Raw genomic sequence first — 15,777 nt, 5'->3', positions numbered from 1 at the left:
CCTCACACGGCGCCCGCGCAGAGGTCAAGGCGCCTCGTCGGCGACTTTCCGGAACGGGCCGAGCTCGCTGAGCTCGCGGCCGGCTTCGGCGACATAGGCGCGCTCGCGCTTGAGATAATCGGCGATCGCGCGGCGCAGGCCGGGATCGGCGATATAATGCGCGGAGTAGGTGGTGTGCGGCAGATATCCGCGCGCGAGCTTGTGCTCGCCCTGCGCGCCGGCCTCGACGACTTGCAGCTTGTGCTGGATCGCGAAGTCGATGGCCTGGTAGTAGCAGACCTCGAAATGCAGGAACGGATGATGCTCGATCGCGCCCCAGTTGCGGCCGAACAGCGTATCTGAGCCGATGAAGTTGATCGCGCCCGCGATCCAGCGGCCGTTGCGCTTGGCCATCACCAGCAGCACGTCGCGGCTCATGTTCTCGCCGATCAGCGAGAAGAATTTTCGTGTGAGGTAAGGCCGACCCCATTTGCGCGAGCCGGTCTCCATGTAGAAGGCGAAGAACGCGTCCCAGGCATCTTCCGTGATGTCCTTGCCGGTCAGCCAGTGAATGGAGATGCCGGAGGCGACGGCCTCGCGGCGCTCGCGCTTGATCCCTTTGCGGTGGCGCGAATTGAGGGTGCCAAGGAAATCATCGAAGGTTGCAAAATCCTGGTTGTGCCAGTGAAACTGCTGGTCGGTCCGCTGCAGGAAGCCATGCTCTGCAAGCAACTTGTATTCGGCCTCGCGGGCGAATGTCACGTGCACGGATGAGGTCTTGCTGACGCCGCACAACGCCACGAGGCCGCTCGCAAGCGCCGAGCCGATCTGCTCGCGATCGGCGTCGCCGCGGATCAACAGGCGAGGGCCGGTTGCCGGCGTGAAGGGAACCGAGCATTGCAGCTTCGGATAATAGCGCCCGCCCGCCCGCTCATAGGCGTCGGCCCAGCCGCGGTCGAACACGTATTCGCCTTGCGAATGCGATTTCAGGTAACAGGGCACGATGCCCACGATCCTGTCGTCGATTTTCGCGATCAGGTGCCGCGCTCCCCAGCCCGTGCGCGCGATGGCGGAGCCCGATTGCTCGGCGGCGGAGAAAAATGCATGCGAAATAAAGGGATTGTAGTAAGCCTTTGAAGGCGCGCAGGAACTTGCCGCCGCCAGCGTGTCGAGGGCGCTAAGGCTGTTCGGATCGGGCACCGGATTGGCGCAGGCATCCCAATCCTCAACCGGAACGTCGCCGGCGGAGGGCACCGCTTCGAGGGTGATTTCGGCAGAATCCATCAAGGCTCTTTGCTGGTCCGCCCCAAACATCGTGCATTGCACACAGGACTTCAAGGGCCCGCGCATGCGCATCAGCGTCCCGGCACAAAGCCCTCAAAGATCATCTGATCCGCGTGGCGCGTGGCGCGGGCGCGCTGTTCCGGCGTGCGAACGGTCCAGCCGAGCAACGAGCAGCGGAACAGGTTGCGCGCCAGCCATGGCGCCAGCGATGGCAGCTCATTGACCCAGTAAGCCACGAAATCCGGCTGCGTCCGGAAGAAGTGGCGGAGATGCGTCATCCCGTGCCGCTGGGCGGGCGAGGCGTCCGGCCAGTCTTCCGCCGTGTAATCATGCTCGGCGACGATGCCGCGCGGCCGCGAGGGGATCAGCTCGCGCAATGCGATCACCTGGTCGGGATCGAAGGACATTCCGACCGCGTAGCCTTTGTAGGCTGACAACACCTCGGCCATCCGCTTCACGAGCTTGCGATCGCCGTCAAAATGGCTCTTCACCTCGATCACCAGCGGCACTCGGCCGGCGACGAGATTGCAGAGATCGGTCAGCGTCATCATCGGTTCGGTGGTATCCTTGAAGCGCACCGCTTTCAGCTCCGCAGCGGTCTTCGTGAGCAACGCGCCGCTGCCTTCGGTGAGGCGGCCGAGCTCGTCGTCATGATGCACCATCGCCTCGCCATCGGCGGTGAGCTGGATGTCGCATTCGATGGCGAAATTGCCTGCAATCGCGGCTTGCGCCGCTGCCGGCATGTTCTCCACGATCCCGCGCGAAATATCGTGCAGGCCGCGATGGGCGACCGGCCGCGCCGTCAGCCATTCTGGAGCGCGCATCAGCATTGCCTTTAGGCGACTTCGAACGTGCCTTCGACCTCAACGGATGCATCGGCCGGGAGCGAAGCAACGCCGACGGTGGTGCGGGCGTGGCGGCCCTTATCGCCGAATACTTCCACCATCAAATCGGATGCGCCGTTCAGGACCTTCGGCCCGTCGAGGAAATCGGGCGCCGAATTGATGAAGCCGCCGAGCCGCACCACGCGGACGACCTTGTCGAGATCGCCGAGCGCGGCCTTGACCTGCGCGAGCAGATTGATGCCGCAGCCGCGTGCGGCCAACTGGCCCTGTTCGATGCTGACGCCAGCACCGAGCTTGCCCTTGGCGATCAGCTTGCCCAGCGGGTCGAAGCAGACCTGGCCGGACACGAACAGCAGATTTCCGGTCCGGACAAAGCCGACATAATTGGCGACAGGAGCGGGGGCTGCATGCAGCCTGATGCCCAATGATGCCAGCTTCTGTTCGATCGCGCCTGCCATGTTCGGCCCCCGGTTCTGCTTGTCGGATTCTGACGAAAATTTAATGAGGTCGTCTGTTTCGCGCATAGCGGCGGGACATGCAAGCAAAGCTGCGCGAAATCCGGGCGTTCGATGAATGGAACGTTCATCTGCCGCAAATTAGCACTTCTCTGTGAAGCGGCCCCAGTTGCGACGCAATGGGACGGTCATTAATCTGCGCAATCTTCCCCATCCCAGAAGGTAGCTCATGGATCGCGCGCTCCGGATTTCGATTGCGTCGCTGGCTTTTGTTGCTGTCGTGTGCGGGCCGGCGAAGGCCGCCGCTGCCGTGCCGTTCCTGCCGCATCAGGCGCTCTATGACCTCAGTCTCGTGAAGTCGCGGGGCTCGAATGCAGTCAATAGCGCGCGCGGCCGCATCCTCTACAATTTCTCCGGCAATGTCTGTGAAGGCTACACCAGCGAATTCCGCCAGGTTTCCGAGCTCGAGGTCGGCGAAGGCAAGATCATGCTGAGCGATCTGCAATCGAGCTCGTGGGAAGATGGCCAGGGCAAGAGCTACCGCTTCAAGGTCGATGCGCGCACCAACAATGGCGACCCGACTTCGGTCGACGGCATGGCCGAGCGCAACGGCGACCATATCACCGTCAAGCTGAAGCAGCCGGAAACCAAGACGTTCACGCTCGACGGCTCGACCGTGTTCCCGACCGAGCAGATCCAGCGCATCATCGCCGCCGCCAAGGAAGGCAAGTCGCTGCTGGAGCTGACCGTCTATGACGGCTCGGACAACGGCGAGAAGGTCTACAACACGCTGACCGTGATCGGCCAGCCGATCCCGGGCACGAAGGAGGTCAACTCCCCTGATCCTTCCACCACCAACGAGCAGATGAAGTCGCTGACGCGCTGGCCGGTGACGGTCAGCTACTACGATCGTGACGCCAAGGCGAAGGAGGGCGAGCAGACCCCGGTCTATGCGATGTCGTTCGAGCTCTACGAGAACGGCGTGTCGCGCAAGCTCGTGCTGGACTATAACGACTTCGTCATTGCCGGCGCGCTCGGCAAATTCGACGTCAAGGACATGAAGTCCTGCAAGTGACGACTTTTTCGTCATTGCGAGGAGCCAACGGGTCCGCGCGAAGCGCGGCCCGATGACAGGCTCCGCGACGAAGCAATCCAGTCTGCGTCCGAGGCCGAGTTCTCTGGATTGCTTTGCTTCGCTCGCAATGACGGTGTTCACGCTTCCTCCGCCTTCTCCGGACCATCATACGCAATCCCGCGGATCACGACGCCCTGTCCGAACTTCTTCCGCAGGTCGTCCATGGCGCGCTCGGCATGCGCCGCGCGGCGGTCGAGCATGTCGGTGTCGTCGGCGTGTGAGCCCGGCCGGAGCGCGCTGACGCCGGTGCCCATCAGGCGGAAGGCGGTACCGTCGATTTCCTTCGCCAGCATGTCGCGCGACACCGCAAAGATCTTGGCAGCGAGTTGCGTTGGGGCAGCAATCGATTGCGAGCGGGTGCGCTGGCGGAAATCGGCGGTCTTCAGCTTCAGCGTGATGGTGCAACCCGCGAGCTCGGCATTCTTCAGCCGCGCAGACACCTTCTCCGACAGTCGCCACAATAATCTCTCCAGCGTTGCAAAATCGCGGATGTCGTTCTCGAACGTCGTTTCGCTCGAGATCGTCTTTGCGCCGCGGTCCGCGACCACCTGCCGGTCGTCGACGCCGCGCGCGAGCCGCCAGAGCCTGCGCCCCTCGGTCGGAAACTGCCTCATCAGCTCGATTTCGTCGGCGCGCTGCAGATCGGCGATGATGCGAAAGCCGCGCGCCGCAAGCCTTTCCTGCGTCGCCGGCCCGACGCCGAAGATGAAGCCGACCGGCTTGTCGGCGAGCATCACGCGCGCTTCGTCCTGATCAAGAACGGCAAAGCCGCGGGGTTTGTCGAGGTCCGAGGCGATCTTGGCCAAAAACTTGTTCACGGAAAGCCCGACAGAGACCGTGATGCCGATCCCGGCCTCGACCTCGCGCGCGAATTTCGCGAGCACCTTGGCCGCCATCATGCCGTGCACACGCTCGGTGCCCTTGAGGTCGAGGAAGGCCTCGTCGATCGAGAGCGGCTCGACCAGCGGCGTCAGCGCCAGCATCGCCTGGCGCACCTCGCGGCCGACGCGGACATATTTCGCCATGTCGGGTCCGATCACGACAGCCTGCGGGCACAGCGCGAGCGCCTTGAACATCGGCATCGCCGAGCGCACGCCATAGGTGCGGGCGATGTAACAGGCGGCGGACACCACGCCGCGCTTGCCGCCGCCGATGATCACGGGCTTGTCGGCGATATCAGGGTTGTCGCGCTTCTCGACGGTAGCGTAGAACGCGTCGCAGTCGATATGCGCGAGCGACAGCGCGGGCAAGGCGTGATGCCGCACCAGCCGCGGCGAGCCGCAATGGCTGCAACGGCGCGCCTTGAAATCGAGATCGGCCAGACAGTCCCGGCAAAAGCAGGTCGCCTTGCCTTGCGCTGGCGCAGATGCGCTCACGGCACGTCGCGCTCCCAATGCGGATCGCCGAGGACCTGGCGCGCCGCTGCGATATTGGTCGGATGCAGCTCGGAGGCCTTCGCGAACGCCTTCACGGTGGCATCATCGCGCAGTACAAAATCGAGCACGCTGGCGAGAAAGCGCGGCTCGGCCGCTGACGTCCGCAAGGTGTCCGGCCCGATTCCGGTTTCGGCCAGGAACAGGCCCAGCCGCTCGGGATCGGCCGCGATGAAGTTCAGGGCCTGAATCGCAACGATTTCAGCGACTTCCCGGGGGTTTTGAACAGGCTTTTTCAAGCGTCCATTTGCCTTTCCGTTAACTTATGGTCTCTAATTTGAAAACCATCATGCCCGAGTCTTTGAAATGGGTTCAAGCAAGCGGAAACCACTTGGTGGAAGTTAAAAGGCGCGCTTAACGGGTTAGAGCGAATCTGGCGCTAGTTTGAATTTACCTGTCGGCGCAAATGCTTGGCGCTTAAAAGCACTTTTAATCCGGCCTGTAGCACAAGGGATGGGAGGGACGGGATGGCAAAAACCGTCCTGATCGTCGAGGACAACGAACTGAACATGAAGCTGTTTCGCGACCTGTTGGAAGCGCACGGCTATCAAACCTCGGGCACCTCCAACGGCCACGAGGCGCTCAACCTCGTCCGCAAGATGCGTCCCGATCTCGTGCTGATGGACATCCAGTTGCCGCAGGTGTCCGGCCTCGAAGTGACGCGCTGGATCAAGGACGATCCTGAGCTGCGCGCCATTCCGGTGGTTGCGGTCACGGCCTTCGCCATGAAGGGCGACGAAGAGCGCATCCGCGAGGGCGGCTGCGAGGCGTATCTGTCCAAACCGATTTCCGTCGGCAAATTCATCGAGACCGTTCGTCGATTTATTGGGTAGGAGTTTTGTTGTGTCCGCGCGTATCCTGGTTGTCGACGACGTCCCCGCCAACGTAAAGCTTCTGGAAGCCCGCCTGTCGGCCGAATATTTCGACGTGCTGACCGCCTCCAACGGCGTGGAGGCGCTGCAGATCTGCCGGCGCGCGGAATGCGACATCATCCTGCTCGACGTCATGATGCCGGACATGGACGGCTTCGAGGTCTGCCGCCGCCTGAAGTCCGATCCGGCGACGCATTTCATTCCGGTCGTGATGGTGACCGCGCTCGACAGCCCCGCCGACCGCGTCCGGGGACTTGAGGCCGGCGCCGACGATTTCCTCACCAAGCCGGTCTCCGACCTCGTCCTGATCGCCCGCGTGCGCTCCCTGACGCGGCTGAAGATGATGACCGACGAGCTGCGCATGCGCGCGATCACCTCGCTTGAGATCGGCGTGCAGGCGCCCGAGCGCAGCGCGGTCAACGATACCGGCAAGGGCGGACGCATCCTCCTGGTCGACGACCGGCCCTCGTCCCATGAGCGGCTGGCGCCGATGCTCGCCGCCGAGCACACCGTCGACGTCGAGCCCAATCCGGCCGAAGCCTTGTTTCACGCCGCCGAGGGCAATTATGATTTGCTGATCGTCTCGCTCGATCTCGACAATTTCGACGGACTTCGGCTGTGCAGCCAGGCGCGCTCGCTGGAGCGCACCCGCCACGTGCCGATTCTTGCGATCGCGGAGGCCGACAACAATGCGCGTCTCCTCCGCGGACTCGAGATCGGCGTCAACGACTACCTGCTGCGCCCGCTCGACAAGAACGAGCTCCTGGCCCGCGCTCGCACCCAGATCAAGAAGCGCCGCTATGCCGACGACCTGCGCGACAACGTGCAGAACTCGATCGAGATGGCGATCACGGACGCGCTGACCGGGCTGCACAACCGCCGCTACATGGAGAGCCATCTCGCGACCCTGGCCGAGCAGGCCTCGCACCGCGGCAAGCCACTCGCACTGATGATGCTCGACATCGACTATTTCAAGTCGATCAACGACAATTACGGCCACGACGCCGGCGACGATGTCTTGCGCGAATTCGCGGTCCGCATCCGCAAATCGATCCGCGGCATCGATCTCGCCTGCCGCTATGGCGGCGAGGAGTTCGTGATCGTGATGCCGGAGACCGATCTGCATGTCGCGGGCATGATCGCCGAGCGCTTGCGCCGTGGCATAGCGGGCGAGCCATTTGCGATCCACAAGGGGACGAAGCGCATCGAGGTCACGATCTCGATCGGCATCTCCGTGCTCGAGCGCAAAGGCGAGGCCGTCAGCGATGTGCTCAAGCGCGCCGACACCGCCCTCTACCGCGCCAAGCACGACGGCCGCAACCGCGTGGTCGCGCAGGCCGCGTGATGATTGCGTAGGGTGGGCAAAGGCGCGCCAGCGCCGTGCCCACCATCCTTCGATACAATCGCTGTGAAATGGTGGGCACGCTTCGCTTTGCCCACCCTACGGTTCCGGTTCAAATTTTAAACTTCCGCTTCTGCGTCATTGCGAGGAGCGAAGCGACGAAGCAATCCAGACTGCATCCGCGGAAATAGTCTGGATTGCTTCGCTTCGCTCGCAATGACGAGCAACTGCGTTCCCGCGGCGTGAAATGCCCGAGTGATGCATCGTTCGTGTCCCTCGAAAATCACGAGGGCGCGGGGAATGCCGGGTGCCGTTGCACCCGTCGCCTCGTGTGCAGCAAATGCGCAAAAAAAACGCACACGAGCAGTCACAGGTACAACCGAACACACTCCGGCATTCCCCGCGCGATGTTTTCCGACTTATTCCGCGCTCTCCTCGGCGTACCGGGCTTTTCTAGTCACCGTCCCCCCGGGATCATACCCAAGGGTTGACACCAGCATCGGGGTGTCGGGACCACGCGGCTTTGTCGAACGCATCCTGCACGCTTCGTCCTTGCGCACCATCCGCGTCCATCGCAACCCGCCTCACGTTCGTGACGATTGGCCGTAACGTCCCTCGTGGCGAGGTGGGCTGGCGCGGAATGTATTTCTGATTTGCCGATTTACGCAATACAGGAATGGTGCGACAAAGTAACACGACGGGCAATTTGCGCATGACGGATATGTGAGAATTGCCCGTCGAGCAGGATGCGATGCGAGGTCCGCAGGATGTCGAACCACGCGGAGCAGAAACGTACGGCGGCGATCGCACGTCGCTTCGAAATGCAGCTACGCCTCGCTGATCCGCGCGACGTAGCGTGCGACCGAGGCCGCGACCACCTCTTTGCCATTCGTGTCGATCTGCCCGCGGCCCGAGAATGCGCCGTAGACCGCATCGAATGCGAAGGGCTCGAGGCGCTCGGCGATGCGCAACACCTTGGCGGCGGAGAGCGGGATCAGGTTCGGGTATGACCACATGAAGCTGACATGCCCGCTGGGGACCACCTGCAGGACGTCGCCCGAGAGCACGACGCCGCGGCCATCGTCCCAGTCCGCCCAGTGCAGCACGGTGCCGCCGGCAAAATGCCCGCCGAGCCGCACGAGTGTGAGGCCGGGTGCGATCGGCCTGGTGTCGCTATCCCAGAACTGCACGGACGAGTCCGCGCGCATCACCCATTCGCGATCGGCCGCGTGCAGATAGATCGGTACGCCGCCAAACGCGCGGCTCCATTCAACCATCGTGGTGTAGTAGTGCGGGTGGGAGATCGCGATGGCGGTGATGCCGCCCATGCCTTTCACGAGATCGATGGTCGCCTCATCGATCAACGCGATGCAGTCCCAGAGCACGTTGCCGGCGCCCGTCTGCACCAGCATCGCGCGCTCGCCGATGCCGAACGCGGGCGTGGTCTCGATGGTGGTGAGCCCCGGAGCGAGGCGGCGGAACTTGTTGCTGTGCGTGGTCTTGAGCCGCTCCAGCGTGGTCCAGGATTGGCCTGAAGCCGGCACGTACTGCCGTTCGTCGGTGCAGATCGGGCAGCTCGCCGGCGGCGCGTCGGAGGGCGGATATTGCGTCCCGCAAGTCGAGCAGATGAACAAAGGCATGATCTTCCCGTTTGGTCGCTGACAGCCGGTCGCATGTTAGACGAATCCGCGGATCATGAACCAGACCGAGTGCTCATAAATCGGTGTGCTTAGGTCTGGCACGCCTGATGTCTGCTTGCCCCCCAATAGCGACGTCACCAGCGGACGTGTCCGGAGGTCGCAGAAGGGCCATTTCCAAACTCATGCATCGCATCAGAGCAAACCCTATTCGATCACTTCGTCCGCGCGGATGAGCACCGATGCCGGCGGATCGAGGCCGAGCGCCTTGGCGGTTTTCAGATTGACCACCAGCTCGTACTTGGTCGGCGTCTGCACCGGCAGATCAGCCGGTTTCGCTCCGGCCCTTATCAGCGCAATCATGGGCCATGCAGGAGCGGCCCCAACGTCAGCGTCCTCTTCGTCCAAAGCTCGGACGAAGTTGCCGGGCGGTCCTCGCCGGGTTCTCGGCCTCAGTCAAATCGGACGCCAAATGCCCGCGCTGCTTAGCTTTACATTTCTGGATCTGAAATGCGGGTCAGCATCTTCACGTGCGGTCCCGCCCGTTTGAAGATCGGCTCCCAAAAGGCATAGGCCTTCTCGGCGAAACTCGCGCTTATGCTGAACTTCGTGAGCGCCCCCCGATATGCGGCCTGTCGCCGGCAGCCCTGCCCCTCGACAAGGTGCCAGATGAATTGAGCGACCTGGCGCGCGTACGTGCTCGGACGACCTCGGTGGTTAGGTACGATCTCAAGCCGCATGGTCCCGGTGTCGCTCGTCTCCGGTTCGGTGATATTGGCAAGCCAGATGAAGATTGATGGATCAATGCTCGCGGCATAGCCGTCGCGCTTGAGCTGCTGATTGATCATAGAGAACGCGCTGGCGGCTTCTCTGAAGCATTCGCTCAGGATGAAGTTCGCCTGATTCTCCAGCTTGCCGCTCCGAAGATCGTCCAGCAATCTGACCGCCTCGTCAGTGAGCCGCCGCATGTATCGCGGTTGCGGCTGCCCTGTGCTGTCGGCTGGTTCCTTCTGCACAATCAATTCGGCCGCATCCGCTCGGAACTCCGTTGCGGCTTCTTTGAGAACGGTCAAAAAATTGCTTTCAAGACTGAAACCGCCGATGTCTTTCGCCGACGCTTCGCCTCCCACCCGTGTCTCTAGGAGGTCCTTTGCATGGTCCAACGCAGCATCCAGGTTGGCTTTGATGTTTTCAAAAGCTCTGTTTTGATAGTGCTTGGCAATCTTCACCGTCATCTCGGTGGTAGTGTCGGAATCCAGGAGTTCGTCCTTGCGCGGCGCCGCCGCATTCCGAGATTCAAGCACCGCAACGGGACTCTGAGCCGTCGCTTGCCTTGCAAGGATTGTTTGATCAGGCGTCTTCTCGCCTGTGTGCTCCAATCGCGGATTGGAAGCAGCAATCCCGCTGGATAACACAAACAGGCGATCGTCAACGGCTCGGCTTGCTGCCGCGGTAAGCTCCACCAGCGAGCGTCGCGCACAGCGCGTATGGCTGGCACGCCGCCTTTTTTGCGTGTGGCTCATGATCTAACGACCCCTCGACAAGCTTTTTCAAGACCCAGCGCCACAGCTCAGGAACTTCCTCCGAGGCTCTTCCCTCTTGTGCAAACTCGGTCACGCCCAATCCTGCCCAAGCGCGTCCTGGGGGTCACTGCGCTGTCCAACATAGGGAAGCGCAAGCACCCCGAGCGAATTGAGCGACGTTGCAGCTTCGGTGGCGTCTGATTGAGGACGAAAGCAAATCGACGGTTGAGCCCAGCTCCCCGTTCCCCATCGCTGCGACTGCAATTCCGACCGCCAGCGTGCTCTTGCCGCTTCCGTCTTTTTGGGTGACCACAGCAAGGACATACATCTCCTGCGCGTCCAGGATGACAACGCCATGACACGCACGAGTCGTCGAAAAGATTGGGCCTACCAATCGGTGACCTACCACTCCCCATCGCGAATCGCATCAAGAGCGAGCGTGGAACTCACAACCAAATCAAGGCCCAGGAACTAAGGATACACCGCGCTATACGTCGCCCAATCCCGGCCGGTCCATACATTTGGACCACTCGCGGACATCCCACGGCCAAGCCCGAGCGCTTAATGATGGCGCAAGGTCCGCGCGAGGTTGAGGACCACCGGATGGAGGTCGGAGAACTCTTCCGCGGAAAAGGGCGAGCCTCCTCGATAAAATCGATCGGCGTCGGATAACAAGGGATCGCGGATCTCCCCGCGGCTTTGGTCCGTTCGCTGGATGTGTGCTTGTCGCCCGACGGCGGCGGAACGGCAGACACCTCCGGAGGTCGCGGAAGGGCCAGTGGGAGACATTGACCAAGGACGAGTGAGCCTCGTGAACGGACACCAGTGAAAATCGCGTCACCGGCCTTGAGGTCAATGCGGCACTACTCGGGATAGACCTGAACGTCCTCCGGCCCTGGCTTGTTGAAAAGGATGAATACCAAGGGATTGCCCGGCTCGGACATTGCATCGCTGCGCTGGCCCGTTACCTCTCCGGTCACGTCGCTTATATATTCCGCAACCACCTCACCGAAGCTATCGCGCTGGATGGCAACCTTCTGTCCGGTTGTGACCTTGTCGTTGAGTTTGACCAGATGCTCAACGAGACCGCCCGCGGTGGCCAGGATCGGGTGCGCGCTGTTGCCGACAAAGACACTCACGTCCTTGCCTGTACGTCCCATTGGCCCGGCAACGATGCCGTGATGCTTGAGGACGTTCATTGTGCCTTCCACGAAGAGCGGGATCATCTCGGGGTCCAGGACGCGCGCAGCGCCGATTTCCGGCGTGAAGGACGGGATGCCCACGTCCATAAACGCGTTGTGCAGGACACCGGGATATACATGATTGTCGAAGATCTGGCCGACGGGATAGAGCTCCACCATCGCCTTGACCTCGGGCACATCCATGCCGCCAATATTGAACGCGGTGACTTCGAATCCGGTTGTCCCTGTGTGGAAATCGATCGCGAAGTCGGCGTTTGGCCGCAGCAGCCGATTGAACAGAAGCCCAGCGTGTCGGCTGGGTGCGGTGGCGCCGTTCTCGTTCCCGGGCCACTCCCGATTCATATCAATCAGATCGATGCCTCTGCCCTGGTTGGGCCATCTGCGCTGCATGCTTTCCAGGGCCGGGCGGGACACGTCCGTGACCGCCATCACCGTGCCCGACATCTGCGCCGGGTCGAGTTGGCTCATCACGGTCTGGACCGTATGCACAGAACTCACCTCGTCGCCATGCACGCCACTGGTCAGGACGCCGCGCTTGCCCGGTTTTGCTCCTTTGGCGACCATCACAGACACATACCAGTGCTGTCCGGTTGGCATCTCAACGCCCTGAAAATACAAAAGGTGCTTCTTGCCGGGCTCTAGATCGTTGATGTCGAGCGCGCTGACGATCTTCTTTCCGTCTATCGTGTCTCCGGTAAAAGCGGTTCCTCGTGATGAAGTTGCTGCCCGCGTACTCGGCGGGGCAGCGCTGGCCGCAAGCGCAGCTGAGGCACCGATTGCGGTGACCATGAAGTGGCGGCGATTAAGGCTGTCCGGTCCCTGATCGTTAGACATCGCGGAGACCTTTCTCGTTAGGTGTCCTTACCCCGAGCCGGACAAAGGCTATCACAAATTCAACCAGGAAGTCGGCTCCGGGTCATGAACAACCAAACTCAAAGTGAGCACAGTAAGTCTGCTTTCGGGATGGCTGCGCGCTAAAGAGGCCACGCCCTAGCCATTGGCGTGTGCGTCAGCCGGCGCCGACCTTGACCCCGGCATTCTCCAGAAGTGCCCGCGCGGCATCCTTTGCGGCGCGCGCCATCGCGGGGTCGTCGCGCACGAGGTCGAGCGCGATCGAGCCGTCCACCAGAAGCTGAAGTTGCGTGGCGAGCGCATCCGCCTCCTTGACGCCGAGCTCGACCAGCAGCGCGCGGAACCACTGGCGGCGGGCTTCCTTGAAGGCGATCGCGATCTTCTTCACCGCGCGGTCCTTCGCACCCATCTCGGCAACCGCGTTGACGAACGGGCAGCCGCGGAAATCCTTCCCCGAAAAGCGCCGCTCCAGCGCATCGAAATAGCTCATGATCTGGTCGGCGGGCGCTTTCTCCGACGGCCGCGCCACCACGAAGCGGCGCTGCAGATAGGCGTTGATCAGGCTCTCCTTTGACGGGAAGTGGTTATAGAGCGTGCGCTTACTGATGCCGATCTCGGCCGCGATGGTGTCGACGCCGATGGCACGGATGCCCTCGAGATAGAACAGCCGGTCCGCGGTCTGCAGAATCCGCTCCTTCATGTCGATCTTTTCGACAGATTTTCCGGCTGACGGCATTACACAGACCTGTTTACTTCAGGCTTGACTATCGGGATCGCCTCCATTCTAATTACACAGACCTGTGTAATCAAGGCGCCAGGCTGGTCGCGGGCCGAAGAAAAGCGACCGGAACAAGGAAGACCAACAACCATGCCGCTCCTCAAGACCCTTCGCCCCGGCCTGCCGATCCTGATCGGCGCCTCGCTGATGCTGACGTTGAGCATGGGCTTGCGGCAATCGCTCGGCATCTTCATGCAGCCCCTGACGCGCGATGTCGGCATCTCCGTTTCCGAATTCACGCTCGCGATTGCCGTGCAGAACCTCGCCTGGGGATTCTTGCAGCCGCTCGCCGGCGCCTGGACGGTCCGCTATGGCTTTCGGGTGGTAATGATCGCAGGCAGCATCCTCTACATCGCCGGCCTGATCCTGATGGCCGATGCGCACGGCTTCCTCTCCGTCATGATCGGCGGAGGTGTTCTGATCGGCACCTCGCTCGCCTGCACCGCGGCGGCGATTGCCATGTCGGTTGCCACACGCGCGGTGCCGGAGACGGTGCGCTCCACCGTGCTCGGCATCGTCTCCGGGGCGGGCTCGCTCGGCGCGCTGCTGTCGGCGCCGATCGGGCAGGTGCTTGCGGAAGATCTCGGCTGGCGGGCAGGGCTGATTGGCTTCGTTGTGCTGGCGCTCGCGATGCTGCCGGCGGCGTGGTTTGCCGGCCGGGTCGACGCCATCTCGCTGCCGAAGCCGTCGACCGACCAGCTCGGCAACAATTCGGCTGCGGCTGCCGTATCGAAGGCGTTCGGCAATGCCTCCTTCGTGGTGATGACCTGCGCCTACTTCGTCTGCGGCATGCAGCTCGTCTTCATCACCACGCATCTGCCGTCCTATCTTCAGATCTGCGGCATGGACCCGATGCTGAGCGCGCAGACGCTCGGCGTGATCGGCGGCTTCAACGTGCTCGGCAGCCTGTTCTTCGGCTGGGCCGGCGGCCGCTGGAACAAGCTCGCGCTGCTTGGCGGCATCTACATCACGCGTTCGCTGGTGCTCGCGGCCTATTTCATGATGCCGCCAACGCCGGCGAGCACGTTGGTGTTCGGCGCCTTCATGGGCTTCCTCTGGCTCGGCGTGGGCCCGCTCGTCGCCGGCGCGGTCGCTGAACTGTTCGGCCTGCAATGGCAGGCGATGATCCAGGGACTAGCTTTCATGAGCCATCAGGTCGGCAGCTTCGTCGGCGCCTTCGGCGGCGGGCTGATCTACGATAGGCTCGGCTCCTACGATCTGGCCTGGCGCATCGGCGTCGCCGTCGGCCTTTCGGCCGGCGTCACCCAGGTCGCTTTCGCGCTAATCCGTCCCACCGCAGCACCCCCAGTGCTTCGCACGGCGTAATCTCTCACCGAGAGGCCTGCCCATTTTTTGATCGTACCTTGCTACGTTAGGTAGCAATAGTCAGCATTGCTGTCGTGTCGGGTAAGCCAAATTGACGCCGATTCAGCGGCTTGGCGACGTTTCATCCATGGCACGAATCTTGAACACCTTCTAATCACGAAATGGAAGGCGTCGCCGACGTTTTCCAACCTTGGGAAGCGGGGAGACCAGGGAAAGGCCGATGGCCATGAGGCTGATCGTCGCCACGCCTGTCCAGCCGACACCACTCGACGGCTTCACTGCCGCGCCGAGCCTCCGAAAATTTGTCTCGTGTCAACCGTTGCACACCCGTGCGCCGCGCTTCGTTTTCCGTTCAGCCACAGCAAGTTCAACGCTTCACTTGAGGGGTCACTAGAAGTCACTGCAAAAAACAGGGGAATTGGAGGTCGACAATGCAGATGAGTCCGTTCGCGCGCCGAAGGCTCGTGACATGCCTGTTTGTTCTATTGGGAATTGCGCTCGTCTGGTTCGCGCTGGGCGGCACCGCGTTCGCCGAGGATGCAGCCCCGCCCGCCTGCGGCGGCAAGATCCTCGAGAAGTGCACGCCCAATTCCGGCGACACCGCGTGGATGCTCACATCAGTCGCGCTGGTCTTGATGATGACCGTACCGGGTCTCGGGCTGTTCTACGGCGGCATGGTGCGCAAGAAGAACGTCGGCGACACCGTGATGACGAGCTTCGCCGTCACCTGCCTCGTCACCATCCTGTTCGCGGCCTTGACCTATAGCCTCGCGTTCCGCGCCGGCACGCCGTTCATCGGCGGCCTCGATCGCATGTTCCTCAAGGATATCCTGAGCGACATCGGCAAGGGCGGCATCGGCAATCCCAATCCGCTCGCGGCGACCATTCCGGAAGCGGTCTATATCTGCTTCCAGATGACGTTCGCCATCATCACACCGGCGCTGATCGCGGGCGCGTTCGCCGAGCGCATGAAATTCTCGGCGATGATGTGGTTCATGGGCCTGTGGTCGCTGATCGTCTACGCGCCGATTGCCCACTGGGTGTGGGGCGGCGGCTTCCTCGGCGACTGGGGCGTGCTCGATTTCGCCGGCGGCACCGTGGTGCACATCAATGC

At 62.3% G+C, this 15,777-nt stretch carries 15 protein-coding genes; 5 read left to right on the top strand and 10 right to left on the bottom strand.

Annotated elements, in window-relative coordinates:
• Positions 1-24 precede the first annotated feature (24 nt).
• From VKR55_RS32195 to VKR55_RS32185, 3 genes are all read right to left on the bottom strand, one after another.
• Positions 25-1,263 carry a GNAT family N-acetyltransferase gene (locus tag VKR55_RS32195; protein ID WP_324409438.1) on the bottom strand — a complete coding sequence of 413 codons (1,239 nt, stop codon included), beginning with the start codon at positions 1,261-1,263 and terminating at the stop codon, positions 25-27.
• 71 nt (positions 1,264-1,334) lie between these two features.
• Positions 1,335-2,087 (bottom strand): glycerophosphodiester phosphodiesterase family protein, encoded by a 753-nt coding sequence (locus VKR55_RS32190; RefSeq protein WP_324409437.1) that lies wholly within the window; start codon positions 2,085-2,087, stop codon positions 1,335-1,337.
• An 11-nt stretch (positions 2,088-2,098) separates the two neighbouring features.
• Positions 2,099-2,566 carry a RidA family protein gene (locus VKR55_RS32185; protein WP_324409436.1) on the bottom strand — a complete coding sequence of 156 codons (468 nt, stop codon included), beginning with the start codon at positions 2,564-2,566 and terminating at the stop codon, positions 2,099-2,101.
• 226 nt (positions 2,567-2,792) lie between these two features.
• On the opposite strand from VKR55_RS32185, the gene VKR55_RS32180 reads away from it, so the two are divergent.
• Positions 2,793-3,638: a cell envelope integrity EipB family protein gene (locus VKR55_RS32180; RefSeq protein WP_324409435.1), complete on the top strand. Its 846-nt coding sequence runs from the start codon at positions 2,793-2,795 to the stop codon at positions 3,636-3,638.
• 137 nt (positions 3,639-3,775) lie between these two features.
• Here VKR55_RS32180 and VKR55_RS32175 read toward each other — a convergent pair whose 3' ends face one another.
• Positions 3,776-5,074 (bottom strand): DNA polymerase IV, encoded by a 1,299-nt coding sequence (locus tag VKR55_RS32175; protein ID WP_324409434.1) that lies wholly within the window; start codon positions 5,072-5,074, stop codon positions 3,776-3,778.
• Entirely contained in the window at positions 5,071-5,370 is a 300-nt protein-coding gene (locus tag VKR55_RS32170) for a DUF3572 domain-containing protein (RefSeq protein ID WP_324409433.1), read from the bottom strand. Before VKR55_RS32170 ends, VKR55_RS32175 begins: the two co-directional genes overlap by 4 nt.
• Positions 5,371-5,598: 228 nt before the next feature.
• On the opposite strand from VKR55_RS32170, the gene VKR55_RS32165 reads away from it, so the two are divergent.
• Complete coding sequence (locus VKR55_RS32165; protein ID WP_324409432.1) at positions 5,599-5,964, top strand: response regulator; 366 nt, start codon at positions 5,599-5,601, stop codon at positions 5,962-5,964.
• Positions 5,965-5,974: 10 nt separating this feature from the next.
• Positions 5,975-7,348: a PleD family two-component system response regulator gene (locus tag VKR55_RS32160; protein WP_324409431.1), complete on the top strand. Its 1,374-nt coding sequence runs from the start codon at positions 5,975-5,977 to the stop codon at positions 7,346-7,348.
• Between the two features lie 824 nt (positions 7,349-8,172).
• Here VKR55_RS32160 and VKR55_RS32155 read toward each other — a convergent pair.
• The 5 genes from VKR55_RS32155 to VKR55_RS32135 form a co-directional block, all read right to left on the bottom strand.
• A complete protein-coding gene (locus tag VKR55_RS32155; RefSeq protein ID WP_324409430.1) occupies positions 8,173-8,985 on the bottom strand; it encodes an MBL fold metallo-hydrolase in 813 nt (270 codons plus the stop codon).
• A 204-nt stretch (positions 8,986-9,189) separates the two neighbouring features.
• Positions 9,190-9,390, bottom strand: a complete 201-nt coding sequence (locus VKR55_RS32150; RefSeq protein WP_324409429.1) for an ABC transporter substrate binding protein — start codon at positions 9,388-9,390, stop codon at positions 9,190-9,192.
• An 83-nt stretch (positions 9,391-9,473) separates the two neighbouring features.
• Positions 9,474-10,505, bottom strand: coding sequence for a hypothetical protein (locus VKR55_RS32145; RefSeq protein WP_324409428.1), 1,032 nt, complete (start codon positions 10,503-10,505; stop codon positions 9,474-9,476).
• Positions 10,506-11,368: 863 nt separating this feature from the next.
• Positions 11,369-12,541 (bottom strand): M14 family metallopeptidase, encoded by a 1,173-nt coding sequence (locus VKR55_RS32140; RefSeq protein WP_324409427.1) that lies wholly within the window; start codon positions 12,539-12,541, stop codon positions 11,369-11,371.
• A gap of 175 nt (positions 12,542-12,716) precedes the next feature.
• A complete protein-coding gene (locus tag VKR55_RS32135; RefSeq protein ID WP_324409426.1) occupies positions 12,717-13,259 on the bottom strand; it encodes a TetR/AcrR family transcriptional regulator in 543 nt (180 codons plus the stop codon).
• 168 nt (positions 13,260-13,427) lie between these two features.
• Here VKR55_RS32135 and VKR55_RS32130 point away from each other — a divergent pair, with 168 nt between their 5' ends.
• Both VKR55_RS32130 and VKR55_RS32125 read left to right on the top strand, forming a co-directional pair.
• The gene (locus VKR55_RS32130) at positions 13,428-14,663 is read left to right on the top strand and encodes an MFS transporter (RefSeq protein WP_324409425.1); all 1,236 of its coding nucleotides are present in this window, start codon (positions 13,428-13,430) and stop codon (positions 14,661-14,663) included.
• A gap of 431 nt (positions 14,664-15,094) precedes the next feature.
• A partial coding sequence (locus VKR55_RS32125) for an ammonium transporter (protein ID WP_414642515.1) occupies positions 15,095-15,777 on the top strand: 683 nt, incomplete at its 3' end.

This window comes from Bradyrhizobium sp., assembly GCF_035309285.1.
In the GTDB taxonomy this organism is placed as follows: Bacteria; Pseudomonadota; Alphaproteobacteria; order Rhizobiales; family Xanthobacteraceae; genus Bradyrhizobium.
Note: the sequence above shows the minus strand (reverse complement) of the source record. Positions and strands in the feature narration are given on the sequence as shown.

What these genes read in the sequence shown, in the direction of transcription:
- VKR55_RS32185 (WP_324409436.1), bottom strand. Translation starts at nt 2,566, where the DNA reads ATGGCAGGCGCGATCGAACAGAAGCTGGCATCATTGGGCATCAGGCTG.
- VKR55_RS32140 (WP_324409427.1), bottom strand. Translation starts at nt 12,541, where the DNA reads ATGTCTAACGATCAGGGACCGGACAGCCTTAATCGCCGCCACTTCATG.
- VKR55_RS32130 (WP_324409425.1), top strand. Translation starts at nt 13,428, where the DNA reads ATGCCGCTCCTCAAGACCCTTCGCCCCGGCCTGCCGATCCTGATCGGC.
- VKR55_RS32135 (WP_324409426.1), bottom strand. Translation starts at nt 13,259, where the DNA reads ATGAAGGAGCGGATTCTGCAGACCGCGGACCGGCTGTTCTATCTCGAG.
- VKR55_RS32165 (WP_324409432.1), top strand. Translation starts at nt 5,599, where the DNA reads ATGGCAAAAACCGTCCTGATCGTCGAGGACAACGAACTGAACATGAAG.
- VKR55_RS32155 (WP_324409430.1), bottom strand. Translation starts at nt 8,985, where the DNA reads ATGCCTTTGTTCATCTGCTCGACTTGCGGGACGCAATATCCGCCCTCC.
- VKR55_RS32195 (WP_324409438.1), bottom strand. Translation starts at nt 1,263, where the DNA reads ATGGATTCTGCCGAAATCACCCTCGAAGCGGTGCCCTCCGCCGGCGAC.
- VKR55_RS32145 (WP_324409428.1), bottom strand. Translation starts at nt 10,505, where the DNA reads ATGAGCCACACGCAAAAAAGGCGGCGTGCCAGCCATACGCGCTGTGCG.
- VKR55_RS32190 (WP_324409437.1), bottom strand. Translation starts at nt 2,087, where the DNA reads ATGCGCGCTCCAGAATGGCTGACGGCGCGGCCGGTCGCCCATCGCGGC.
- VKR55_RS32180 (WP_324409435.1), top strand. Translation starts at nt 2,793, where the DNA reads ATGGATCGCGCGCTCCGGATTTCGATTGCGTCGCTGGCTTTTGTTGCT.